Below are 24,447 nucleotides of genomic sequence, written 5' to 3'. Positions count from 1 at the left end.
TAATTATAATTACGCTTATTACCCTAATAATGTGCATTATTATATAGATGGAGAACGAATACCTGGCCCGGGCGGTAGTCAATGGGACGGACACGGTGGTGGTCATGGCGGTGGCCAATGGGACGGACACGGTGGTGGTCATGGCGGCGGTCATTGGGACGGACACGGTGGTAGTCATGGCGGCGGTCATTGGGAACACGGACAATGGATTCCACGCTGTAGGAGAGTATGGGCTCCCGGATTTGGTTGGACTTGGATTTGTAGGTGGTGAAAAAAAGACAGCTTATGGCTGTCTCTTTTTTTGCTTTTTCTTCGTTTTGTCCAATAACTCCAATTACCAGTATGCTTGTTTTCCTACCTCCACATCTGAAGTTCAAATTACTGCAAACAAAACCCTTCATATTGATATTGATATTGATCTTAATCCCTTTCGACAATTAGTTGTAATCCCTGATTTCAACAAGATAATTCGTACAATTAGGACTTATCTCCTGATGTCCTTTAAAAGAATAAGTCTTTTTTACCCATCCTTAATAAGTTATCGAGAAGATAAGCAAACTATACCATATTGCAGCTATACGGAATCTACCTAGGCTTAGTTCGCTACAAATTAATCCAGGTAGTAAAAGGATAAATGTATATCGCTTAATCAAAATTTAATGGGGTGAATGTTTTATGAGAATGAAAAAAGCAATAATAGGTCTCTCACTCTTATGTATGATTGTTCCTGGTATTGCCAAATCGGCTGATTCCGTTGCTGAAAATAATCGAAGCAATATCGTAGCAAATTGGAAATTCACAAAACAACATGTTAAATCCGGTTCAATCGATAAAGGTAATTTAATAATAGAAGATACAAGCAAACATGGAAACGATTTAGAGTTAGTGACGATAGGTGATCCTGCCTCGCCTGAATTAAAAAATATGATTCAATGGTCTGAAGAAGATTATCATGATCAAGAAAAAGTGGATAGCTTGAAGTTCGCTAACTATGAAAACGCCCCTTCAGGTAGGTATTTCAAAACCAATAAGAATGCACCTATCAATTCGGAGAAATTCGATAAGGGTTTTACCATTGAAGCGATTTTTAAGTTGCCAAGTGATTCCAAGAGTGTCATGGGGCTTTTTTCTAGACAAGGACAGGCGGCCGATCTTAATAAAATGGAAGGCGAGAAAAAAATCCTTTCTGCTTTAACTGTATCCAGTGATCAAAAAATCCACTGGACAAGTCATCCATCTAATTTAAATTATAATGTAAGCAATTGGTCTCGATCTTTAAACGCTGAGGAATGGTACCATTTGGCAGTTGTTAATGATGGTAACACGACGACTTTAACTTTGAATGGCATAAGTGATTACGGAAAATCAGAAAAAGTAATAGGTATTGCAGCAGTTAATGGTAAAGGCTGGAACATCGGAGCATCTGAGTGGGGAAATAAGTTTAATGCACTATTCAAAGGGAATATCCAGGAAATACGAATTGCTAATAAGGCTTTAACCGAAAAAGAATGGCTTGTGCAGGATGCCCGTGACGATGAACCATTCGAAGGATCAAACAAAGCTTTACCCTTTCTAAAGAATAAAAAGAATTATAATTTTCTTTTTGTACCAGATACCCAGAAATATTCAAGCCAAAATCCAGAGATATTTAATAGCCAAATGAACTGGATTTCCAATAACACCAAGAAGAACAATATTATCATGAATACATTTGTTGGGGACATAGTCGATAGTGATTTAGAAAAACAATGGCAGAATTCCCTCGGTGCCATTTCCCTTTTGGATAAAAAGGATGTTCCATATATGATGGCGGCCGGGAATCATGACTATGCGGCCGGGGACCCTTTCTTAACACATTATGGGCCGCAGCGTTTTTTGAATAAAAAATACTATAAGGGGTCGTCTCCCTCTGGGTATAGCTCATATGCAATCGCTAAGGCAGGGAGTTATGAATACTTAGTCTTGATAGTCGATATGAAAAATCTGCATAAGGACCTGGAATGGTCAAAAAAGGTTCTGGATCAGCATAAAGATAAACCGACAATTCTCGTCTCACATGATATTATATTTCCTAAAGTTAAGGATGATAAAACCATCGCCGTCGAGTCGTCTAATGGCCGGCTGATTTGGGATGAACTTGTAAAGGACCATAATCAAGTGTTCATGACGGTTAATGGCCATTATTTTGGGATAGCACATCGGGTAAAACAAAATTCAGCAGGAAATGATGTCATTCAAATGCTGGTCAATTACCAAACGAATTATCGAGGGGGTAATGGCTGGCTAAGACTTGTAGAATTTGATGAAAAGAAAAATGTATTGGTATTCCGAACCTATTCGCCATTTGTCGACGAAATGTCTAAAAAAGAAAAATCCTATATCGATTATAAATTTTTAACAGGTGAAAATAATTCATTTAAATTGGATTGGGACTTTAAAAATAGATTTAATTTTAAGTAATTAAAAGTGGAGGAAAAAATCCAATTCCCCAGGTGTAACTGATTGATCTCAGCAACCTGGGTGAATTCCTTTATTGGGTGCCCTCCTATGTGTTGAGTCGTTCAAGAAGGATAAACGTTCATTCTTCATGATGAATTTAAAATGCTGCGATTTTTTCCAGTTGGTTTAAAGAACTATCATGCTGCTTTTTTCATTACTGATTTATACTTTCCGAACCCATTAACGACAAGAACCCCTAATATCGCAATTCCGCCGCCAATGACTGAAAGAGTACTAGGCACTTCCCGCAGCCAAACCCAAGCGACGAAAATGGCAATCACAGGTTCAAGGTATAACAAACTGGAAACGGAACTGGCTTTTCCTAATGATAGTGCGACTGCCCAAGTTACATAACCGATGGCTGCAGGGAAAATACCAACAAAAATCGCTGATAAATGACCTTCCATTGTAGCATGTTGAATTTCTTGAAATAGCCCAGGAAAAAATATGAAAAAGGGTATTGTACCGATCCATGTGAAATAGGCTGTCAATTCAATCGGATTATAGCGGCTAAACAGTGGCTTTTGGAAAACAAAAAACACTGCAGAAGCAATAGCAGACATCAGCACTAAAAAGGCACCTTCAGAAATATTCAGGGAAGGGCCTGCAGTACCTAATGTTATTAAGGTGATCCCTATGAATCCTATGCCTAAACCAATCCAACCGAATAGACCGAGGCGTTCTTTTAAAACGAACGCAGCAATGATCGCGATGAAGACAGGTGCTGAACCAATCAGCATTCCAGCCGTTCCCGCCGAAACGGTTTGTTCCCCGAATGTAACCCCGATATGATAAATACTAATACCAATAAATGCAAGGATCGATATCCTCAGCAAATCCTCTTTTTTCGGGAGTCGAAATTTCACCCCAGGCCATAGAGCATAAAGGACAAAAATCCCTGATGCTATAAGATAACGAACAAGGACCAAATGGCCGGCTGAATACCCGCCATGTAAGCTTGCACGAATAGCAGCGAATGTAGATCCCCAAATAATAACTGTAATAGATGCCAATAAAAACGCCTTAGTGTTCAAAACCTATTCCTCCCAACCATACTATAATCTGAAGGTATCATGGATACGTGAGAACTTCAATAAAATTTCTATCTTGCTGTGAAGTGGAACAGTAAAATAACGAATAAGAGTACATTCCGAGATGTAATCATCGCTGAAGAAATTCCATTCCATATGGGATTGAATTGGAAATCTCCATTTAAAGATGGAATAGGTTTGAAAATTATGCTAAACAAAAGGTGCTTCGTATAGGAAGCACCTTTTGTTCAGACTGTAGACAAACTCGATATTAAGATTACCTACATTTTTTTGAGGGAGTGTAAAATATGAACGTTGATTTCCACTCCAGGCACTCGCTTTCCGCGGGCGGTCCGGGAGCCTCCTCGGCGCTCTTGGCGCCTGTGGGGTCTCCCTTGGACGCGCTTTTCCCGCAGGAGTCCCGTACCTTCCGTTCCAATCAACTATGTTTAAATATTCAGAAGGAACCCCTTTTGTCTACAAACTCGTTTACAATTACCTTTTCCAAATTTAAGCTTACTTGAAATATTGTCTTTTGGCTTTTACACTGTAACCATTTTGTGAAGCAATACTGCAAAAATAACGTTTATATTATAAATTTCATTAACTATTTTCTGGTTTCCAAGATGAAAAGCGTCTTTCAATAATGCCTAATAATGAAGTTAGAATGATTCCCGTAATCGTAATGACCAACACTCCAACAAACATACGATCTGTTTGTAGATTTTGACCATTGCTTGTCAATTGATATCCGATACCAGCAGTCGAAGCGAATAATTCACCTACAACTACAGCAATTAATCCTTGACCAATGCCTAAGCGAATACCGTTTAAAAGGAATGGTACCGTCGAAGGCAAAGCGATTGTTTTAAAAATTTGAAATTCACTTGCACTAAATGTTCTTGCTGCTTTTATTAAGTTTTGATCTAATGTTAACATAGCTTTTTGAGCGCTCATCACTATTGGAAAGAAGGCCATCAAAAATACTATAACAATTTTTGATGCTGGTCCTATTCCGAATGCAATTATGATCACTGGTAAAAGGGCGACTTTAGGCGTTACATATAATCCTGAAATGAAAGGGTTAACGACTGCATTAAAGTTAGAATTCCAGCCCGATAACACACCAATTGGAATTCCAATAAGTATGGCTAAAACAAAGCCTGCAATAAATTCGTAACCACTTACTTTCATATTTTCCCAAAAAGAAATTTCTTGGACCATTAAAACTGCCGCTTGGGCAATTTCAATTGGTGAGCTAATGAACAATGGATTTATCCATTCATTTTGAGAGGCAACTTCCCAAAGCAACAGGAATATTAAAACAGAAGCAACACTGATAAAAAATGACTTCTTTTCTTTTTTTATTTTCTTCGCCTTTTTTATCTTGTGCTTTGATTGTGTTAGTTGGATCGTACCCTTCGTCATATTATTCTCCTTCCCCTTTATTATTTTTCTTTATTATCGAAACCTTGTTTTGAAGACTCCTGTTCAATAATGGACCATATATGATCTACAAACTCTAAAAATTCCGGGCTGCGCTTCACATGAAGATCTCTCGGTCTAGGTATATCAACATCAACAACCTCCACTACACGTCCTGGTCTTGCCCCAAAAACAAAAACTCTATCAGCTAAAAATACTGCTTCATCAATTTGGTGTGTAATAAAAAGACTTGTCTTTTTTGTCTCATCCCATATTCTAAGTAACTCACCTTGCATAAATTCCCTGGTTTGTGCGTCTAATGCCGAAAATGGTTCATCCAGTAATATTAATGACGGGTTTACCGTTAATGCTCGAGCCAAGTTTACCCTTTGCTGCATCCCTCCTGACAATTCGTGGGGATAATGATTTTCATAACCTTTTAAACCGACCATTTCAATAAATTCTTTGGCCTCTTTCTTTTTCTCTGCGGTTACTTGCTTTTGCAGTTCAACTCCATAGAGAACATTTTCCAAAACTGTTCTCCAAGGTAATAGACTAGGGTTTTGAAAAACCATTGCCCTGTCCTTGCCGGGACCATCAATTTTTTGCTGATCTAATAGAATTTCTCCCTTACTTGGCTTAAGTAATCCAACTACAGTATTTAAAAAAGTGGTTTTCCCACAGCCGCTCGGCCCTACAATACATATAAATTCACCATCTTTGATATTCAAGTTTATATTCTGCAGGGCAATCACTTCTGCACCAGTTTTATTGTTTACGTAAGTAACATCCAAAAAACGAGTGGACAATTTGAAATTTTCCAGTTGTGCATTTTCCATCTTACCTATCATCTCCTTTCTATCTAATTATTTTTTAAATGCTTCTTCTATATAACTATTTGTCCAAATAACATCTTCAGTAGTATCCTGTTTAGTAGAAACGCCTGACAACTTGCCGAATTCAACTAATGGATCCTGGGCATTATCCCAAGCTTCTTGATTCATTTCCCCATAGCCTTTAAAAGTGTTTTTCAATCCGATTAGTGATTCCTCTAGGATATCAACATCAATTCCATCAAAATAAGATACGATTGATTCGGCTGCTTCTCTTGGATTATTACGTGTGAATTCCATACCTTTCCCTATTGCCCGAACTACTTTCAAAGATGTTTCCTGATTTTTTTCTAAATATTCCTTTTTAGCAAAAACAGCTTCCCAGACCATATTCCCATACATTGGCTCTTCACTTGTATTGATTACAATCTCACCAACATCTTTACTTTCCGCTTGTAAACCCATTGGAGGTGATGCTATTCCCCCGTCAACAATCCCCTCCTGCATACCGCCAATCTTCGATCCATCTCCTGCTAATTTGACGGCTTTAAGAGTTTTGGGATCAACACCATGCATTTGCATTAAATATCGGGTGTATACGTCTCCAGAATCCCCAACAAGGTTTGTACCAATAGTTGCGCCGTTCAATGAAGCAACTCTATCTTCAAGTGATGAGTCTTTAGAAACATTCTTTTTCTTTTGATATTGTTTAGAGAGAGTAATTTGATAAGTTAGCGCTGAATTTAAAGATTGAATCGCCATTAAATCTTCACCTTTGTCAAGAGGAGTGAACATACTTCGAGGACCTGAGACCGCAAACTGAGCTTCTCCTGATAATACAGAAGCAATTACTTGTGCTCCTCCACCACCAGATACAATCTTAGCTTCAATTCCTTCTTTTTCAAAAAATCCTTGCTCAATGGCTACATATAAAGGGGCAACTGACAATAACCGTGCAGGTTCCGTAAAAGTAAGCTTTACCGCTTTCCCTCCGGAACTCCCTTTATTTTCTGTAGTTGTTTCGTCACTTGAACTGCATCCAGATACTATTAACGCCAAACAAAGCAGAACGAACGCCAATTTATTCTTAAACATATTACTTACCTCCCTAAATCAATTTTTAGTCAATTGAAAATTCTCCATAAAAAGATATTACTATTCCTCCTTCTTTTAGTTTTATATACAAAACATGATTTCATATACATATCAATTCTAAATCAGCTGTCCCGGTATGGTCAATTATAATTTGGAAAATTTAGATAATTCAGTGGATTATCGAACAAAAAAAACACTCTTTTAGAATCATGAGTGTCCTTTAACCATTAAGATACAATTTTCATCGAACGGAAAGTATACGTTTAACATTACAGCGATAGATCTAAGTAAGAACAAACGTACAACGACGACTTCCTACACATTAAACAAACCGGCAGCGAAAAATATGACTGGTAGGGTCAATGCTACAAAGTTAAATGTCCGTTCCAAACCATCCACATCAGGGAAAGTTCTTGGCTCTTTGAAGAAAAACCAAATCGTTACCGTCATTACTAATAGCAGTTCTTGGTACAAAATTCAGTACGGTAAGGAAACAGGTTATGTATATGGAAAATACTTAACGAACGTCCAATAACGAAATCAATCAATGAAAAGCCCCAATCAATATTTGGTGAGCACTGAACTTTGATTATTTAAAAGTAAAGTTAACAAAAAAAATTAAACCTTTATAGTTAATTAGGCAGCGTATGGCATGAACCTGGTAACCTACTAGGTGCATGCTTTTTTTAAAAAAAGAAACGCAGAAAGTTTTGTTTATACGTAAAACAGATATTTTACGCAAAGATTAATATAAATGGCCACACTCTCTTCCTTATCATAAATTTATAGAGATCACTTTTAATATTATATATTCAAACGAGGTGCATGGTCTTGAATACGACCTTCTTTTTCGAGTGATAAATCAATAAAGAGAACTGATGTCGATATATCAGTTCTCTAGTGAAATTTTCTTCTATATTCTTTATTTGTTATACGAGAAGAAATTTATAGTGGAATCAAAAAAAATCAGTCCCTACTGAACTTTCCCATTATTCTTTCTTATCATTATTCTCTTGGTTATTCTTTTCTGAAATTCGTCTTTGATTGGCTTTCGTCTCAGCATTCACATGGTTTGCATCATTAGGTTTATTTTTTTTAGAACCTCTTGCATCATTACTCATACTTATTCACCTCCCGCGGCAGCTTATATACGTATGTTAGCTTACTCTTGCCTCCAAATTTTATACGCCTCATCTGGATGTAGCACATCGCTAACTAGCATAAAAACATCCCGTACAGACCGCGGACAACATTATTTCAATCACACAAAAAGAGCAAACCCGTTTATAGTCCTCTCATGTAATGATTTAAAAATATCCCCATCAAACTTATATCCCTACGATGTCTTTCAAAAATCATTGTCGATATGCGGAATCACTACTTATCGTTTCAACAACCGTCATTAGTTTTTTCATGCCTGTTTGCAGCTGTATTTCGTTTGCATACGAAAAGCTCAGTCTAATCCACGATCTAAGGGCTTGATCTGGATCACATATAGATCCCGGCACGAAGGAAATGGACTGTTCCAAACAGGCATCAAGGAGCTTTTCAACTGAAATTTGTTCTGGAAGTTCCACCCACAAGTTTAATCCTCCTGATGGATCTGTCCAATTCCATGACGTTGCAGCCAGTTCATTTCTCATTACTTCTTTCCTTAAAAATAGAGCTGTTCGCAATTTCTCCAAGTGAATCTGCATTCGTTCCGAGAAAAAATAGTGCAGGAACATTTTTTGATTAATAAGGGCCGTCCCGTTGTCAGCAAGTGACTTTGAAGTAATCAAGTGGCTCATTAGCGGATGACGGCAAGCTACAGCTGCAACACGCAATCCAGGCGAAACGTATTTACTAAAGCTGCGGATATAGATAACATAGCCATCGGTATCATACGAATAAATCGGGAATGGAGGAGCCTTATCAAAATAAATATCCCTGAAAGGATCATCTTCAACGATGACACATTGATACTTTTCTGCAAGTTCCACCAGCTGTTTTCTTTGCAGAGCAGAAATGGTGCACCCTGTTGGATTATTGAAGGTTGGATTTGTATAGAAAAACCGCGGTTTATCTTTTTTTAAGATATGTTCTAGCTGATTCAGATCGTAACCGCCCTGCCCAATCTCAATCCCAATAATACGCGCACCATATTGCCTGAAAATATCAATAGCTGAGCTGTATGTAGGCCTCTCAACTAATACTGTATCATTCGCCCTGAGCAGAACCTTTGCCACGAGATCAATGGCCTGTTGAGCACCTGAAGTAATTAACAGCTCATCAATCGGTGCAAAAAAACGGTGCGTCTTGTAAAAGTAGTCTGAAAGGGCTGTCCTCAATTCCTCATCCCCTTGAACAGTCGAATAGGTGCCAAGCACTTTGGGATAGAGGGTAAAAACCTTTTTGACATATTCAGATAAATAAGAATTCGGCAGGAGATTCGGATCAATAAGAGCTTGAGAGAATTGATAGTCAACAGCCACCTGATGGATCGATGACAACAGGTTGCTATAAGGATAGTCAGCGATTTCTGGCAGCTGAGATTCATTCAAAGAAAAAGATGGATCTTCAGGCTTAACAAAGTACCCTGATTTTTCCTTTGCGTATATCTTTTTATGTTCTTTTAGTAATTGATAAGCTCTTAGAACAGTCAACCGATTTACTTTCAGTTCCTCCGCCATTCTTCTTACAGAAGGCAGTTTCTCATGTTTCTTCCATTCTTTACGATCAATTTTGGCAAGAACCAAATCGTAAATCTGCTTATAAAGCTCTGAGGATTTTATCTTCACATGAATTCCCCCCAATATCAGTTTAGCACCAAGGTTTGCGATCTGTTCTACCTACAATGAATCTGTTCTATTTCCCGTCCTATATGATGAGTAGCAAGGAGGGATTTACATGATTATCTTTAACTATATTTGTATGTGCTTGATTTTTGGGACAACATTCCTGGCAATAAAAATAGGAGTAGACGAAGGGCTTCCTCCCTTTTTTTCAGCAGGGATCCGATTTTTCATGGCAGGAATCCTTCTATTTTTAATGATGTCGCTGCGAAAAAAAGCAAATCTGGCTGTTCTTTTTTCTAAAGAATCATTCATCACAGGAAGTACGTTAACATTCGGAACGTTTGCTACGCTATATTGGGCGGAACAGTACGTTGCTTCCGGAGTTGGTGCTGTCCTGTCTGCAACGGGACCAATTATGATTTTGCTGATTCAAACAATGGTCTTGCACGTTAAGTTATCTATAAGAACGTTTGTAGGATGTGCAATCAGCTTGATTGGAGTGGCTCTGCTCCTTATGCCGAATCTGACTGTTTCCTACGATTCAATATGGCTGATCGCCTGCTTCCTTATTCTGCTTGGTCAAGTGGGTTATGCAGCAGGAACGATCTATTCCAAAAAGGTGTCAGAGCGTTTTTCAGGCACCTCACCTATTATGCTGAATGCTGCTCAAATGATTTACGGCGGTGCATTGCTTCTGCTGCTGTCTTTGGCATCTGAGCAGATAAACATAGGAGATCTTGCAAATAAGAATGCAATAGGATCGATCGTGTACTTGACCGTTTTTGGCTCTATGATTGCCCATACCGTATACTATTGGCTTGTTTCAAAAACGGACCCGATATTTCCGTCCACATGGCTCTACATCTCCCCCATCATTGCCTTAGGACTTGGGAAGGTTTTGTATCAGGAAAAGATAACATGGCTCATGTTTTTCGGGGGAATCACGATCATTGCAGGATTAATTGTGATTAATTCTAAGGCCTTAATCACCCATTTTGCAAATAAGTGCCGTACTGATTCCGTTAAGAGTGAAAGTTACCGCGCTAATAAGACTTAATGTTCAAGTCTCACATTTTAAAAGCGTTAGAATCCTATTCATTCTAACGCTCTTTTTAAATGTATTTATTTGTTAGCCTTCCTCTCCAATTCAAGCAGCAAGGCTTTCCTTTGAATTCCCCCGTCATATCTCCAAGATCTCCATTAGCAGAAATAACTCTATGAAGAGAATAAGAGTGGATACCTAATTCGCTCCATTTGCTCGGGCAACTGCCCGAAGCCTAGGGGATGCATAAAAAAGGGGGGTAATACAATCTCTTCAACCAACGATGTCGTTTATTAAATAGTGCCCCCTCTTGTACACCTTTTTAAAATTTTTGTTATATCTCCTACAGAAAAATTTTCCTTCTTCAACTAAATTCCAGTTACATAAATTATAAAATAGCTTTACTCCGTATTCCACAATATGGCCAAATTGTTGAACAAAGATCAAACAGCACTCTTGAACTCCCTCAGTATGATAGCTATATCTCTCGAATGCTCGCTTATTCGCAGGATTTCATAACCCTTGAAAATATATTAACATTAAAAGCAATGAGCTCAGATCATTTTGGCTTCGTGGAGGCATAGTTAAATAAAGGAGTAATAGAAAACTCTATCTTCTACCATGTAATGCATATAATCTCTACGCCGCCCCTGGAGGCTTTCCCTCCCATGTCTCAACGGGTCATCCAAAATATACCCTCTCATGCCCTCTCATTCCTTCGTCATGCCTATCCAAGGGGTGGAGGCCAGTTATACTAACCTAATGGGTCGGTGCCCTTTTGTTCAAGAAATCTGGTACTCCGTGCATCGTGCTATTGGAAATCTTCTTATGTTTTCTTACAGATACTACTTCTTGTGATTTAATAACCAAAAAAGGATAGCTAGACATACCGCACTTGGTCATATATGAACGTGGACCATTGAATATTATTAGAGCCTTATCATATGAAGCAAGACCTCAGATTTTAGAAAAGCCGATTTTCGGAGAAAGTCGGCTTTTTCTCTAACTTTGTGAAGTATTGTACTTAAACTAACCTCCCTCTATAAACATTGATGTATCAACGGTTTGCACCACTCGGTGTATTAGGGGAATTATTTTTTCATTCTACTTTTAAACAGAGTATTGAAATTCTGGTTTTTATTACTAAATTGAGCGTACGCTTCGCTAAAACTAATGGAAATCATTAGCTATTTTCTCCACTATGTGATGCACAATAGATCTCTGCGAAACTTATGATGACGTACCCTCCCATGTCTCTTAGCGTCATTTGCGCTTACATTCCTTCGTTCGGTCTATTCATAAGGCAGAGGCCTGCTAAGCTGCCCCGGGGACTCTTGGTCTTAGTTTAGTAATGTTGCTGGCTTCTCCGTGTCAGATGAACTTTTCCACCTTATTTAAGGGCAGTTTTATCATACTTATACCTTGGCTAAAAGCTCCAAAGGTTTACTGAGCTTTCTTGAAAAGATTGCCTAATCAAAAAGGAGATAGAGCAACATTTTGGTCTAGATCATATTTAAGCAAAAGTTGCAGTACTAAAATACTTGCTTTATTATTTAGGGTATAGTATATTAATTGATGCATCAACTATTGAGCTATCAATTATTTTGTCTAACGTATGAAAAGAGGGTGTTTCTTGACGAATTCATGTTCTAATGAATCTTTTATTTTATATATAATGAACTGCCTTAACAAACAGATAAGTTCAAAATTTGAAAGTTGTACGGGCATTAGTCAATCAAGACATGATATCTTATATCAGCTTTATCAAGTTGATGAAATTAGTCAAACAGCACTTCAAAAAGAGGTTAACATTGACGGTGCAGCGATTACCCGGCATTTAAAACAACTTGAAGCGACTGGGATGATTTTAAGACGCAAAGATCCGGAGGATAATCGATTTACTCTTGTCTGTCTTTCAGATCATGGTCGCAAACAAATTATTCTCTACCAAGCTGAAAAGGCTCGTTTTGTCACTTTGATGCTTAAAGATTTTAAAGAAGAAGAACGTCAAGAGTTAACAGATATGCTGACACGCATTCAAAAAAATATAAGCCAAGTCTAACACTTGATTCGTTACAATTTGAAATGAGAATAACTATAAATTTAACTACTAAAGTTAAAAAGAGGAGACTATCAACTATGACTACTACAGCACAATTAACAAATGATTTCAAAGAAATTGTCACAGGACGCCGCTCTATAAAAAATTACGACAAATCCGTAAAAATCAGTAGGGAAGAAATGGAGGAAATACTTACCTTAGCGACACTTGCTCCTTCTTCAGTTAATATGCAACCATGGCGCTTCCTTGTAATTGATAGTCCTGAGGGAAAAGCAACACTTGCACCTCTTGCTCGCTTTAACCAAAATCAAGTCGAAACATCTTCCGCAGTAATTGCCGTATTTGGTGATATGAACAATTTTGATAACGGCGAAGAAATCTACGGTAAAGCTGTAGAATTAGGGCTTATGCCTTTAGAAGTAAAAGAAAACATATTAGCCTCATTTGCTGGATATTTCGAAAAAATCACTAGTGAAGAAATGAAAGAGGTCGTTCTAGTTGATGGTGGTCTTGTATCCATGCAACTAATGCTTGCGGCTCGTGCTTATGGCTATGATACAAATCCAATCGGTGGCTATGAAAAAGACCAAATCGCAGAAGCTTTTGGATTAGATAAAGATCGATACGTACCAGTTATGCTAATTTCAATCGGTAAAGCAGCAGATAATGGCCATCAATCAGTTCGTCTTCCAATTGATAAAGTCGCACAATGGAAGTAATGTAATAAAGAATCCATTCATTAAATTTCAATCGAGTATGTTATTTTTACTTTAATTATATATTAAGTTTATTATGCTTAACAAAAGAGAGGATGACGTTTAATGATTATCATTCATGCCGTATTCAATATTAATCCAGCAAAACAAGATGCATTTCTAGAGGAGATTCAACCGCTAATCGTAGCTTCAAGAGCGGAAAGTGGAAATGTTTCTTACACTCTTCACAAAGCTACAGAAAAAGACAATGAATTTACAATGGTTGAAGTTTGGCAAGATCATCTAGCGGTTGCAAGCCATAATACAAGTGAGCACTTCACCTCGTTTGTTGGTAAAGCTAAAGAATTCCTCTCTTCACCTTTAAATGTTAACGCATTTGAAGGACAACCATTAAAACAATGAGTTAAAATGTATGGGATTTCCTATATCCCATCTTATAAAACAAAGAGTTGCTGCTTCGGTAAAACAAGCTGCAACTCTTTTTTATTTCTTTTCCATTTTCTCGAACATCACGCGCTTATTTGGCGTACATAATCTGTGTGACAGTTTCCATGAAAAGAGGAATGCAAATAGTTCCATTTATTTATCGAATTTCAGTTTTTCCAAAGCATCCGCCAATGCTGTATTAATCGGTTCTTCTTTATTTTGCTTCTTCATGAAATTGGAGATTTCGTTTTTTGACACTTTTTGATTTTTGTTTTGTTAATTATTTTGATGTTCATACGAATTCTAAAAGGAGGGCTGAAAGTGTATATGCTTCATTCACCCAGGATAGGTATCCTCCACAATGAAGCGAAATATCTAGGGTTGGCCGGCTAATTTTTTGACGAGTTTCTTCTATTGTAAGGTAATCTTTTTAAAGTCATTTTCATACTCTTTAACTAATTTATAAAAAGACGTCTTTTTAACACCTAATTCCGACATGGCTTTAACAGCTGTCATCTCTCCTGCTTTCCATAAATCATAGAATTCTTTAAACTCTTCCGTTACTTGAGCTTTTGGCCGGCCGAAGGGCACACCGTTTTGCAAGGCTACATCAATTCCTTCACGCTGCCGTTTTCAAATACGTTCCCGTTCCTCTTCCGCCATCCAGCAAAATAATCGAATTGCTTCACATCGAAAAAGGATTACCAAATGACAGGAAAAAATGAAAGGACGAATTGCTTCTGCTCATTTACCATTTACAATTTCTTACAACACCTTAAAAACAGGAGAACCCTATCATGAACTAGGCTCAAATTACCTTGAAGAAAAACAAATGAACAAAGAATTAAAAATGATCGAATACCTAAAAAAGAAAGGCTATACAATCGCTCCATCTGAAAAACAAACTGCGTAACCAGATAAAATAACGACATAGTACATTTACGTCCTTCAAAAATTAGAATATGGAGTGCTTATTTGTTTTCATACAAAAAAGAGCTGCTAATCAGCTCCTGGTATTGAAGTAAAGTATCGTTGCTTTAAGTACAATTTATCATGATCTTCTAATCCCTTTTGATTATTAGACTAATCCAGTTAAGCTGTAGATTAGAATAATTACAAATGCTGCTAGTGTCTTAAAAATTGTAATCACAAAGATGTCTCCATATGATTGTTTGTGTGTTAAGCCTGTAACCGCAAGTAAGGTAATAACAGCGCCGTTATGAGGTAACGAATCCATCCCGCCTGATGCCATCGCTATGACACGGTGCATTACTTCGGGAGGAATATTATATTGATTAATAGCTTGTATATACTTATCTCCCATCGCACTAAGCGCAATTCCCATACCACCAGACGAAGAACCAGTAATACCAGATAAAACGTTTGTTGTAACGGCCCCATTTACAAGCGGATTCGTAAAAGTGTGTGAAATACCATCACGTACAGTTGCGAATCCAGGTAATGAAGCGATGACTCCACCAAATCCATATTCAGAAGCAGTATTCATAGCTGCTAGTAACGCTCCACCAATACTGGCATTAATGCCCTGTTGAAACCCTGCTGTAACACGGCCCCAATCGTAAGCAACCGTTGCAATAATACCTAAAACTAGAGCTAGTTCGACAGACCAAATACCTGTTACTGTCGCAAGATCTACTTTCCCAAACAAATCTAATCCTATCTTTGAAAAGTCAAATCCCTCTGGATACCATTTCGGAATAGAAATAGTAAAAAATTTATTCGCCACACCCACTAAAACTAGCGGTATAAATGCAAATATTTGTCGTACTGGACTTGTATTAACAGCTAAAGGAACCGGTAATGGATTGACTGTTTCTGCAGCAACTGCCGTTTCTCCTCCATCTCCATTAAATCTTAAATACCCTTCACCCGCCTCTTGAGCTTTTTTACGACGTCTTTCCAAGTAAATCATACCCATAGATAAAACGAAAATCGAACCAATAATTCCTAATATCGGTGCTGCATATATATCTGTCTTAAAATAAGAAGTAGGAATTACATTTTGGATTTGCGGTGTTCCCGGCAGCGCATCCATTGTAAAAGATAATGCTCCTAAAGCAATCGTCCCTGGAATAAGCCGTTTAGGAATATTGGCTTCTCGGAAAAGATTAGCAGCAAATGGATAAACTGCAAATGCAACGACGAACAAACTCACTCCACTGTAAGTTAATATGGCACACATTAGTACAACTGCTAAAATTGCTCTTTTTTTGCCGACTAGTTTCACAATCGTCTTGGCGATAGACTCAGCAATTCCCGACATTTCGACTAACTTTCCAAAAACGGCTCCTAACAAAAAGACAGGAAAGTAGTTTTTAATAAATCCAACCATCTTCTCCATAAAAATATTAGAGAAGAACGGCAAAACATAGCTGGGCTCTGTTAGAATGACAGCAAGTAACGCACAAAGTGGCGCAAAAAGAATGACAGAAAAGCCACGGTAAGCAATAAACATTAATAGCCCTAAAGCAAGTATTATGATGAATAAATCCATTATTTCCCCCCCTATATCGCTTAAAACTTAGATGCGTTTTCCTTCTTTTTCCGTAGGATATTCAAACCACAAAATTGAATTGTGAAAGCTTCGTTAGTTGTAAATTGAATCACTCAGAAATTCCTTTTACTTGTTTGTTAATAAAATTGTTTGTTTTGTAAGCGTTTTCCGCATTTTGTAAAATTTTAAATTGTCTTGCGTGCGCCTTCCCCCATTAGCTGCACTTTCAGCAAAGTCAAATTCAAAAATAATGAGCGTGCATTTTTTTGAAAAGAGAGGATGCATAAAAAGCTTATGTATCCTCTTTCAGTAGTTAATTTATCTATCCTTTTTTACTTGTTATTAACCGGTACTTTTCCATAACGACGTACACGAAGAAGTGCTTGTTCAGCATGTCCAGCAAAATTCTCCAATTGGCAAAGGCGCGCAGCATATTCCCCAATCATGGCACTGGCTTCTTCCGCTACTTTTTGATAGGTAACAGTCTTCAAGAATTTACCGACCCATAAACCACCGGTATATCGTGCAGCACCTTTTGTTGGCAATGTATGGTTTGTGCCAATGACTTTATCCCCATATGCAACGTTTGTTTCAGGTCCCAGGAATAGGCAGCCGTAATTAGTCATATTTTCAAGGAAGTAGTCCGGATTTTCCGTAAGAATTTCAACATGTTCAAATGCTAATCGGTTTGCTTCAAGTACTGCTTCATCTATGGTATCAACCAGGATGATAACGCCATAATCCTCCCAAGAAACACGGGCCACGTCTGCTGTCTTAAGAACTCCCAATTGTCGCTCAATTTCAACAACAGTTTCTTCTGCTAGTTTACGAGAAGTAGTAATCAATGCCCCAGGCGAAGTCGGACCGTGCTCCCCTTGCCCTAGAATATCCGTAGCAATCATTTCTGCATCAGCCGTTTCATCAGCTACGACTAGTGTTTCTGTAGGGCCGGCGAAAAGATCGATTCCCACACGTCCGTATAGTTGTCGTTTTGCTTCAGCAACGAATGCATTACCTGGCCCGACGATCATATCAACGGATTTTATCGTATCAGTTCCGACAGCCATTGCAGCCATTGCTTGAATGCCACCGAGTATATAAATCTCATCGGCTCCCGCCATATGCATTGCAGCTACAGTTGCTGCTGGGATTTCCCCACCTATAGGAGGTGTGCATGCAATTACTCGTTTGACTCCAGCTACTTTAGCCGTTAATACACTCATATGGGCAGATGCTACCATTGGATATCGTCCACCAGGAATATAGCAGCCAACACTATTGACCGGAATATTTTTATGACCAAGGATTACACCTGGAAGTGTTTCTACCTCGATATCAATCATGGACTTCCTTTGCTCTTCTGCAAATCGCTTCACATTACTTTGCGCAAACTTTATGTCTTCAATGGTCTGATCAGGAACCTGGCTAATGATTTCTCCAATTTGCTCATCAGTTAGCCGGAAACTTTCTGGTAACCACTTATCGAATTTTTCAGATAATTCTCTAACTGCCGCGTCGCCTTCTTGCTCAATTTTTAGTATCGTTTGACGTACCGTATCGGATACTTGTGCGTCATTCTGTGCAATTTCTTCCTGTGCTTTACCTTGCTTTAAATAAGTTGCCATATAAATCCTCCTTGTTTTTGAAAACCTATGATTAAAACTTTCAAAATGCATACGTATGCATTTTTCCGTTAATTATCGCCCCATTCAGAAATGCATACGTATGCATTTGAATGGGGAAAATTAAGAATTGATGAAATCTTCTAAACATAGAATAAATAAATCGCTTTCATCTGTCAAGTTTTTTTAAAAGTTTAAGATTTTGTTGTATTTCTTTCGATCAATCTCCCTGATACTAGAGTTGGTTTGGAATTGGAACCCTTTTGGTTCATTTCGATTAATAGAGTATTGATGGTTAATTCAATCATTTCATCGACAGGCTGTTCCCATGTAGTGAGCGAATAAGACGGCCATGAGGCCATTTGAATGTTATCAAATCCAACAATCGCAATATCCTCAGGAATGGATAAATTTAACGTTTTTGCTGCGTCTATTGCGCCTAAAGCGGTTATATCATTTGCTCCGAAAATGACCTCAGGCCGATTTTCTCGTGTCAATAACCTTAATGCGGCTTCATAGGCCCCATCATACGTATAGTCCCCTTCTTCAATGACCGGATCAATCCCTTTTGACTTTAAAAACTCACAAAATCCTCTTTGCCGATCTTGACTGGTCGATGTATTTTTCCTACCCGTAATGAAGGCTAATTTGCTGTACCCTTGTTCAAGCAGGTATTCACCAATCCGCCTACCAGCCGTATAATTATCACAGCTTACGGAGTGACACGGAATGTCTTTACTGTATCGGTTAAATAAAATAACAGGTATGTTGTTTTCATGGAGATGGGAAACCACATTGGAGGACAAAAAGGCATCCGTTACAATAACACCTTCTACATTGTATTCAAGAAATTGGGCAATCTCCTCTTGTTGAATCTCATCATTTTCGGTATAAACAAACAATACATGATATCCCTTTTCGCGAAGCCCCTTAGAAAATTTCCCTAAAACTTCATGGTAAAACGGATTTTGGATATCTTTCATGGCCAGTCCAATCATGTTTGATTTGTTCATAATCAATCCCCTGGCAAAAGCATTCGGCCGATAACCTAAAGTTGATGCGGCTTCCTTCACTTTCCTCTTGGTCTTTTCAGACACATTCGATCCTGGAGTAAACACACGCGAAACCGTTGACTGGGAAACATTAGCTAATTTCGCAACCTCCATCGCATTGACCGATTTTTTCTTCAAGAATCTTCCCTCCAAATATACGTGGATTATGAGTTTTATCATCATTCTTTTATTATATAACTTTACCACTAACAGCGCCAATTACCACAAATTATTATAAGTATAGTCATGAGATTAAAAGGGGGAGTAATCTGGATGTCTTGTTCTAATATCTTATGAGCAAGTAATGATCATTTACCTTAGGTTGGACCAGCTGCCCAAGCTACAGCTTATCATCTGAAATTTATTCTCTCCTCAATAGGCTTTTTCACAATACCCCAAAAACAAAGAGCCGCACATCCGGCTCCCCTCCCACCATTAAATCCAATTTATAGGACTTCCTTTCTGTCCGATAGTTATGATATTTCCCTTAACTGTAGCCAGTGACACACCCTTTGCAGAAACCCACCTATGGCTTCTGGTAAAAACTTCAGTGGCAGACTAAAAATAATAGTGGATAAGACTGCAGTAAATATAGGTATAATGGTTTGTTAGATGATCTCCCGATACAATTTCTGCGTGAAATATGTGATAAAACAATATTGGAAGACCTAATCCACTAAGCCCCCTATCCATTTTTCCGCTATATTTTAGATTACTTTTTATTAATATAATTCCCCTTAATACATTTCACGCTTTCGGTAACTTTTGGGCGAAGGTTTCTCCCGTTACCTTCTTCATGAACATTCCTTTCCTAAATGCTATATACCTTCCAAAGATAGCCACATTCTGACGGTCAGGACCAAACGCTTGCCGTTCCATTTCAATACGGTCTGTACAACTCCGAGCGAATCGGCATTGTACCTTCCGGCTATCCTCTGATATGCTTCGAGCTCATATTTTCCGTCCCTATTAAAATCTACCGGATATAAAGCAGATATAGGATTGATCCATCCTGCTATCGGTGCCTTCAAACCATACTTGTATAGTAATGAATCACTTTTCTGATATCATACGTATCCAATTTTCATCCCAACTGTTTCTTTAATATCAATATAGAATTATATGCAGGAATTTTGTGAATAGCTTGAGAGTTTTTTGAAATATATAAATATAAAAAGCTAAGTATTACACTGCTGGCATGACTTGGGTACCGGCATGACCTTAAACGAGAAGCTATGAAACTTAAAAGGGTTTTTCAATAGATGGTGAATCAAATTTTCCAAGTTATTACTTTCTTCTTATTGAAAAATATCTCAATTTATGTCAATTGAAACCAAATTACGAGTTTGTTATCTTAGTTAATGAACCGGTTCATGACTATTTTCTGTATGAATATTAGGCACAATAAAAGGAGAGATGAAACCATGACACAAGAACGTAAATCAACAAGCGCAGTGGAGCAGTATGCTAATCTCATCCCCATGAGCGAAATTGCTTCGAACGCAGATCAATTATTTCCTTTTCCAATCTTTAATAGTTTACGACAAAACACTCCTGTAAGGTACGACGAGGCTCGAAGCTGCTGGGATGTGTTTCGATATGAAGACGTTCATTATATTCTAAAAAATCCAAAACTGTTTTCATCGGAACGAGGGTCTGGAACTCTTCAAGGTAGCATTTTGACAATGGACCCTCCTAGACACACAAAAATGAGAAACTTAGTGAATAAGGCATTCACTCCTAAAGCAGTGAAGGATTTAAAAAATAAAATCGAAGAGGTGACACTTTACCTTCTCGATCAAGTTAATGAGAAGGGGACTATGGATCTCGTTCATAATCTTGCTGGTCCGTTGCCTGTCATTATAATTGCCGAATTATTGGGGGTCCCTGCTAAGGATCGGGATCTTTTTAAAACCTATTCTGATGTTCTCGTGGCAGGCGCCAAAGATGGTTCAAATGAAGCCTTCCAAAGAATGGCACAAAAACGTAAGGAAGGAAGTGGGTTTCTTAAAGAATATTTCAAAAAAATAATTTTAGAGAGAAAAATTAATCCTGAAGAAGATTTAATTTCGCTATTATTAGCAGCAAAAATTGATGGGGAAAAATTAACTGAAGAGGAGGTACTATCTTTCTGTGTTTTATTATTAGTTGCGGGCAATGAAACAACAACTAATTTAATTACAAATGCCGTACGCTATATGACAGAAGATAAAAACATTCAAGAACAAGCTAGGACAAACCTACCTTTAATACCAAAATTGGTAGAAGAAACACTACGTTTTTATCCTCCAATACAGGCAATTGGCCGTGTTACAAAGGAACATGTCAAAGTTGGGGGCAAAACAATCCAAAAGGGGGAACAAGTAATTTGCTGGGTCGCTTCGGCAAACCGGGATGAACAAAAGTTTGCAGAACCTAATCGGTTTACGTTAGAAAGGAAATTAAATCCTCATTTGAGTTTCGGGTTTGGTATTCATTTTTGTTTAGGTGCCCCGCTTGCACGTCTAGAAGCAGAAGTAGCTCTCGTGACACTATTAAGTACATTTGCAAAATTGGAAGGTGTAAAAGGGACTGAGCTGGAGGCGATTCCAAGTCCGTTCGTTTTTGGAGTGAAAAGTCTTCCTTTAAAATTCACAAGATAAGAATATAAACGAACACCCTATATTTATTCCAGTTATTAGAAATTATACTGCACTAGGTTGATAAAAACTAAATATATAATTCGGATTTTATGACCTAAAAAATAAAGAAACGAAAATGGAAATCACAAAATGATTGCCATTTTCGTTTTAAATACTATTTTGGTTTTAGGGCACCTTGATGGAAGTCTTTTCTTATATCGAAATATACATAACCCTTCTGGTAATTGCTACTTTTCATATATTTCAAGAGGCAAATCATCCGGATCACAAAAAAAAGTAAACCTTTTTCCTGTTAACTCATCAACACGGATAGGTTCGACTGGAATGTTTTCTTTTTCTAAACCTTCAATAGCTTGATGAATATCTTCTACTTCAAAAGCAAGATGTCTAAGCCCTCTTGCTTCTGGATAACTTGGACGGTGGGGGCTATCCGGAAATGAAAACAATTCCATCTGATATTCCCCTCCCACCATTAAATCTAATTTATAGGACTTCCTTTCTGCCCGATATGTTTCCTGCTTAATATCACATCCTAAAATGTTTACATAGAAGTTTTTTGATTTTTCATAATCGGAACAAATTATAGCTACATGATGTATTTTTTTTACCTTCATTTGCTTCCTCCCTAAGATGATTGGTTATTTTTATAATCTAACTTTACCAAAGTTATACATTAATTAAAAATTAGATTTCAGTGCTTCCTTCGGACTCTACTGCACGATACTGGTACATCCATTTCCCTTTCACCAGATATAGGTCTTAACACTCCTCCATTTAGATTAATTAAGGAACGTGATTTTGCGATTTTATCTCTCTTCTTAGGAAGTGGTATCCGGGTAAACGAGTTATCCAACTTAAGACTAAGAGATTTTACATAAGATAAATTATAGAAAGTTTAAAATATATAAAATTCACTGTCTCAAAATGAAAAGTAATCTTGTTGTAGCGAGACAGAATGGAAGTGTTCAAAAAAAGTACACAACTTACACGTATCATTTCACAGAACATTCACACTTGTTCACTGTATAATATAGGTACTCCTTATTTTGATCTCTGAAACGATTGTCCAGGACCAGTTGTATTCAGAATAAACCTCTAAGTTCATTCCCTTAGAGGCTTTTTTTATTGAATCTCATTGTAACGAGTATTCTTAAATTTTGAGACAGAATTAAAAATTTAAATTATTTTTATAATCCCTTTTTGAAACAAATATCGAGCAATTACAAATAATCAGGCTTATATGCATACATTACTTTTAAGCTAAATGCCTTAAATTGCTAGATTACTTACCATCAGTTTAAGCTTTTTACACCAGAAGCGAATTCTGTGAATGGGCAGTCCTCTTACTTGATTTATCTTTGATAAAGTATTAATAAGATGCTTAAATAGATTTTGTCCTTTCCCCCTCGATAAAAGCTGCCATTGGACAAAACTCCTAACTAAATGGATGTAACCATCCCACCATCGACAAGTACAGAGCTACCCGAATATATGTGCTTGCCTCTGATACAAGAAAAGTTACGACTTTTGCAAATTCTTCAGGTGTGCCATACCGTTCCAGAGGAATGGTCTTTTTCGACTGTTCTGCTGCTGCTTCTCGGGAAATCCCCTGTCTATCAGCATTTATCTGATCAAGATGGTCCGTTCTTTCTGTTGCAATTCTGCCTGGCGCAACCGTATTAACTAAAATATTATAAGGGGCCAATTCTACAGAAAGCGTTTTCGTAAGACCAACGATTCCTAAACGGATTGTGTTAGAAAGAATGAGCCCTGGAATCGGCTGTTTAATAGAGGTGGAAGCAATATTAATAATTCTTCCGCCTCCCTTCTTCATATAAGGGCACTGGGAAGAGCTGTATTAAGCCGAATTGAATGTGTTTCTCACATAGTAACTTACCAGGACAATAAACCTCCCCTGCACCAGGCAACTGATAACAGGGATAGACACCATTTAGGTGTAAGAATACTATCCCACCGAATGGGAATTATTATTCAAACTGTTCTAATGTTGCCAGATTTTTTTTATATTCATAGACTTTAATGAATTACCCTATAGATGTAACGCCAGCACCCAATGGATGTTGGCGTTTTTTATTTACAATATTTCTCGATTAAATCTGTTATCGCAAGCTCGAGAATATCTCTCTGCAGACGAGCCAAAGTATAGGTTCTCCTTCGCCATAGCTGATTCTGCTTCTGTACGGTTTTTACTTGCTTGTAGTGCTTTTACCATAGTAATAGCTTCCATTTCCATGGTTTCATTTTTACGGTCAATTGCTGAATGTGATTTTTTATACTATGAGATTTTTATTTATGGCGGCAGTTTTTGCAGACTTTGATGGTTTGGTTTGTTTCAGTTTTGTGCGGGTAGAGAAGCTTTACTCCTGTTCTTTCACACAGTGGGCACGTCCCTCTGCCATTTGAAGGCAAGTAGCTGATTGTTTTTCCTCGGTTTCTTTTTGCCATTCCCCATCATTCCTATTCATAATAATTCTTGTTTCTTTATTAAATGTTGGACTGGCACAAAGGTTGATAGGCATTTAATGGCTTTTAACAATAGAGCCGCAATTCACATGAAATATATTACAACTTTCCTTTTACAAAATTAAACAAAAAGCAACAATATTAAACAATAAAAACAGTTGATTATAAATATACAGTTTATGGGAATTATAATGGAATAAAATCCAGTAATTTTGTACTCCTAAAA

20 protein-coding genes and 3 pseudogenes are annotated in these 24,447 nt (G+C 37.6%); 10 read left to right on the top strand and 13 right to left on the bottom strand.

What is annotated here, in order from left to right:
* The first annotated feature begins 47 nt into the window (after window positions 1-47).
* Both MKY17_RS10060 and MKY17_RS10055 read left to right on the top strand, forming a co-directional pair.
* A complete protein-coding gene (locus MKY17_RS10060) occupies window positions 48-593 on the top strand; it encodes a hypothetical protein (protein WP_339201803.1) in 546 nt (181 codons plus the stop codon).
* An 82-nt stretch (window positions 594-675) separates the two neighbouring features.
* Window positions 676-2,460 carry a LamG-like jellyroll fold domain-containing protein gene (locus MKY17_RS10055; protein ID WP_098372878.1) on the top strand — a complete coding sequence of 595 codons (1,785 nt, stop codon included), beginning with the start codon at window positions 676-678 and terminating at the stop codon, window positions 2,458-2,460.
* A 176-nt stretch (window positions 2,461-2,636) separates the two neighbouring features.
* On the opposite strand, the gene MKY17_RS10050 is transcribed toward MKY17_RS10055, so the two are convergent.
* The 4 genes from MKY17_RS10050 to MKY17_RS10035 form a co-directional block, all read right to left on the bottom strand.
* Window positions 2,637-3,533: a DMT family transporter gene (locus MKY17_RS10050; RefSeq protein WP_098372877.1), complete on the bottom strand. Its 897-nt coding sequence runs from the start codon at window positions 3,531-3,533 to the stop codon at window positions 2,637-2,639.
* A gap of 600 nt (window positions 3,534-4,133) precedes the next feature.
* The gene (locus tag MKY17_RS10045; RefSeq protein ID WP_098372876.1) at window positions 4,134-4,958 is read right to left on the bottom strand and encodes an ABC transporter permease; all 825 of its coding nucleotides are present in this window, start codon (window positions 4,956-4,958) and stop codon (window positions 4,134-4,136) included.
* A 20-nt stretch (window positions 4,959-4,978) separates the two neighbouring features.
* Window positions 4,979-5,794 carry an ABC transporter ATP-binding protein gene (locus tag MKY17_RS10040; RefSeq protein WP_098372875.1) on the bottom strand — a complete coding sequence of 272 codons (816 nt, stop codon included), beginning with the start codon at window positions 5,792-5,794 and terminating at the stop codon, window positions 4,979-4,981.
* 27 nt (window positions 5,795-5,821) lie between these two features.
* Window positions 5,822-6,883, bottom strand: coding sequence for an ABC transporter substrate-binding protein (locus MKY17_RS10035; protein WP_144528490.1), 1,062 nt, complete (start codon window positions 6,881-6,883; stop codon window positions 5,822-5,824).
* 346 nt (window positions 6,884-7,229) lie between these two features.
* On the opposite strand from MKY17_RS10035, the gene MKY17_RS10030 reads away from it, so the two are divergent.
* On the top strand, window positions 7,230-7,418 hold the full coding sequence (locus tag MKY17_RS10030) for an SH3 domain-containing protein (protein WP_144552848.1): 189 nt from the start codon (window positions 7,230-7,232) through the stop codon (window positions 7,416-7,418).
* A gap of 454 nt (window positions 7,419-7,872) precedes the next feature.
* Here MKY17_RS10030 and MKY17_RS10025 read toward each other — a convergent pair whose 3' ends face one another.
* Window positions 7,873-8,004, bottom strand: a complete 132-nt coding sequence (locus MKY17_RS10025; RefSeq protein ID WP_094246567.1) for a hypothetical protein — start codon at window positions 8,002-8,004, stop codon at window positions 7,873-7,875.
* A gap of 234 nt (window positions 8,005-8,238) precedes the next feature.
* Window positions 8,239-9,669, bottom strand: a complete 1,431-nt coding sequence (locus MKY17_RS10020) for a PLP-dependent aminotransferase family protein (RefSeq protein ID WP_339202351.1) — start codon at window positions 9,667-9,669, stop codon at window positions 8,239-8,241.
* A gap of 103 nt (window positions 9,670-9,772) precedes the next feature.
* On the opposite strand from MKY17_RS10020, the gene MKY17_RS10015 reads away from it, so the two are divergent.
* The 4 genes from MKY17_RS10015 to MKY17_RS10000 all read left to right on the top strand — a co-directional run bounded on the left by MKY17_RS10015 (window position 9,773) and on the right by MKY17_RS10000 (window position 13,882).
* Complete coding sequence (locus MKY17_RS10015) at window positions 9,773-10,717, top strand: EamA family transporter (protein ID WP_339201798.1); 945 nt, start codon at window positions 9,773-9,775, stop codon at window positions 10,715-10,717.
* A 1,618-nt stretch (window positions 10,718-12,335) separates the two neighbouring features.
* A complete protein-coding gene (locus MKY17_RS10010; RefSeq protein ID WP_056529680.1) occupies window positions 12,336-12,764 on the top strand; it encodes a MarR family transcriptional regulator in 429 nt (142 codons plus the stop codon).
* A 77-nt stretch (window positions 12,765-12,841) separates the two neighbouring features.
* Window positions 12,842-13,483 (top strand): nitroreductase family protein, encoded by a 642-nt coding sequence (locus MKY17_RS10005; protein ID WP_098372871.1) that lies wholly within the window; start codon window positions 12,842-12,844, stop codon window positions 13,481-13,483.
* A gap of 102 nt (window positions 13,484-13,585) precedes the next feature.
* Window positions 13,586-13,882 (top strand): putative quinol monooxygenase, encoded by a 297-nt coding sequence (locus tag MKY17_RS10000; RefSeq protein ID WP_098372870.1) that lies wholly within the window; start codon window positions 13,586-13,588, stop codon window positions 13,880-13,882.
* A gap of 435 nt (window positions 13,883-14,317) precedes the next feature.
* Here the strand turns inward: MKY17_RS10000 and MKY17_RS09995 are convergent, their stop codons facing one another.
* Window positions 14,318-14,509, bottom strand: a complete 192-nt coding sequence (locus tag MKY17_RS09995) for a hypothetical protein (RefSeq protein ID WP_311609776.1) — start codon at window positions 14,507-14,509, stop codon at window positions 14,318-14,320.
* A 118-nt stretch (window positions 14,510-14,627) separates the two neighbouring features.
* On the opposite strand from MKY17_RS09995, the gene MKY17_RS09990 reads away from it, so the two are divergent.
* Window positions 14,628-14,819, top strand: coding sequence for a hypothetical protein (locus tag MKY17_RS09990; protein ID WP_098372869.1), 192 nt, complete (start codon window positions 14,628-14,630; stop codon window positions 14,817-14,819).
* A 165-nt stretch (window positions 14,820-14,984) separates the two neighbouring features.
* On the opposite strand, the gene MKY17_RS09985 is transcribed toward MKY17_RS09990, so the two are convergent.
* The 4 genes and pseudogenes from MKY17_RS09985 to MKY17_RS09970 all read right to left on the bottom strand — a co-directional run.
* Window positions 14,985-16,421 (bottom strand): GntP family permease, encoded by a 1,437-nt coding sequence (locus MKY17_RS09985; RefSeq protein WP_098372868.1) that lies wholly within the window; start codon window positions 16,419-16,421, stop codon window positions 14,985-14,987.
* A 332-nt stretch (window positions 16,422-16,753) separates the two neighbouring features.
* Window positions 16,754-18,046 carry a histidinol dehydrogenase gene (hisD, locus tag MKY17_RS09980; protein WP_339201796.1) on the bottom strand — a complete coding sequence of 431 codons (1,293 nt, stop codon included), beginning with the start codon at window positions 18,044-18,046 and terminating at the stop codon, window positions 16,754-16,756.
* 191 nt (window positions 18,047-18,237) lie between these two features.
* Window positions 18,238-19,233, bottom strand: coding sequence for a LacI family DNA-binding transcriptional regulator (locus MKY17_RS09975; protein WP_098372866.1), 996 nt, complete (start codon window positions 19,231-19,233; stop codon window positions 18,238-18,240).
* Window positions 19,234-19,842: 609 nt separating this feature from the next.
* Window positions 19,843-20,129: pseudogene (locus tag MKY17_RS09970) on the bottom strand (hypothetical protein); the annotation flags it as partial.
* A gap of 390 nt (window positions 20,130-20,519) precedes the next feature.
* On the opposite strand from MKY17_RS09970, the gene MKY17_RS09965 reads away from it, so the two are divergent.
* Window positions 20,520-21,737, top strand: coding sequence for a cytochrome P450 (locus MKY17_RS09965; RefSeq protein WP_144528631.1), 1,218 nt, complete (start codon window positions 20,520-20,522; stop codon window positions 21,735-21,737).
* A gap of 227 nt (window positions 21,738-21,964) precedes the next feature.
* Here the strand turns inward: MKY17_RS09965 and MKY17_RS09960 are convergent, their stop codons facing one another.
* On the bottom strand, window positions 21,965-22,351 hold the full coding sequence (locus MKY17_RS09960; RefSeq protein ID WP_098372864.1) for a VOC family protein: 387 nt from the start codon (window positions 22,349-22,351) through the stop codon (window positions 21,965-21,967).
* A 171-nt stretch (window positions 22,352-22,522) separates the two neighbouring features.
* On the opposite strand from MKY17_RS09960, the pseudogene MKY17_RS09955 reads away from it, so the two are divergent.
* Window positions 22,523-22,606: pseudogene (locus tag MKY17_RS09955) on the top strand (tyrosine recombinase); the annotation flags it as partial.
* Window positions 22,607-23,176: 570 nt separating this feature from the next.
* Here the strand turns inward: MKY17_RS09955 and MKY17_RS09950 are convergent.
* A pseudogene (locus MKY17_RS09950) lies at window positions 23,177-23,577 on the bottom strand (SDR family oxidoreductase); the annotation flags it as partial.
* Window positions 23,578-24,447: the final 870 nt, after the last annotated feature.

The organism is Peribacillus sp. FSL P2-0133, from assembly GCF_037975445.1.
Lineage (GTDB): Bacteria > Bacillota > Bacilli > Bacillales > DSM-1321 > Peribacillus > Peribacillus simplex_E.
The sequence above is the reverse complement of the archived record's forward strand: the minus strand, read 5'-3'. Positions and strand labels throughout refer to the sequence as shown.

What these genes read in the sequence shown, in the direction of transcription:
- MKY17_RS10060 (WP_339201803.1), top strand. Translation starts at nt 48, where the DNA reads ATGGAGAACGAATACCTGGCCCGGGCGGTAGTCAATGGGACGGACACG.
- MKY17_RS10055 (WP_098372878.1), top strand. Translation starts at nt 676, where the DNA reads ATGAGAATGAAAAAAGCAATAATAGGTCTCTCACTCTTATGTATGATT.
- MKY17_RS10045 (WP_098372876.1), bottom strand. Translation starts at nt 4,958, where the DNA reads ATGACGAAGGGTACGATCCAACTAACACAATCAAAGCACAAGATAAAA.
- MKY17_RS10040 (WP_098372875.1), bottom strand. Translation starts at nt 5,794, where the DNA reads ATGGAAAATGCACAACTGGAAAATTTCAAATTGTCCACTCGTTTTTTG.
- MKY17_RS10035 (WP_144528490.1), bottom strand. Translation starts at nt 6,883, where the DNA reads ATGTTTAAGAATAAATTGGCGTTCGTTCTGCTTTGTTTGGCGTTAATA.
- MKY17_RS10030 (WP_144552848.1), top strand. Translation starts at nt 7,230, where the DNA reads ATGACTGGTAGGGTCAATGCTACAAAGTTAAATGTCCGTTCCAAACCA.
- MKY17_RS10025 (WP_094246567.1), bottom strand. Translation starts at nt 8,004, where the DNA reads ATGAGTAATGATGCAAGAGGTTCTAAAAAAAATAAACCTAATGATGCA.
- MKY17_RS10015 (WP_339201798.1), top strand. Translation starts at nt 9,773, where the DNA reads ATGATTATCTTTAACTATATTTGTATGTGCTTGATTTTTGGGACAACA.
- MKY17_RS10005 (WP_098372871.1), top strand. Translation starts at nt 12,842, where the DNA reads ATGACTACTACAGCACAATTAACAAATGATTTCAAAGAAATTGTCACA.
- MKY17_RS10000 (WP_098372870.1), top strand. Translation starts at nt 13,586, where the DNA reads ATGATTATCATTCATGCCGTATTCAATATTAATCCAGCAAAACAAGAT.
- MKY17_RS09990 (WP_098372869.1), top strand. Translation starts at nt 14,628, where the DNA reads ATGAAAGGACGAATTGCTTCTGCTCATTTACCATTTACAATTTCTTAC.
- MKY17_RS09985 (WP_098372868.1), bottom strand. Translation starts at nt 16,421, where the DNA reads ATGGATTTATTCATCATAATACTTGCTTTAGGGCTATTAATGTTTATT.
- hisD (WP_339201796.1), bottom strand. Translation starts at nt 18,046, where the DNA reads ATGGCAACTTATTTAAAGCAAGGTAAAGCACAGGAAGAAATTGCACAG.
- MKY17_RS09965 (WP_144528631.1), top strand. Translation starts at nt 20,520, where the DNA reads ATGACACAAGAACGTAAATCAACAAGCGCAGTGGAGCAGTATGCTAAT.
- MKY17_RS09960 (WP_098372864.1), bottom strand. Translation starts at nt 22,351, where the DNA reads ATGAAGGTAAAAAAAATACATCATGTAGCTATAATTTGTTCCGATTAT.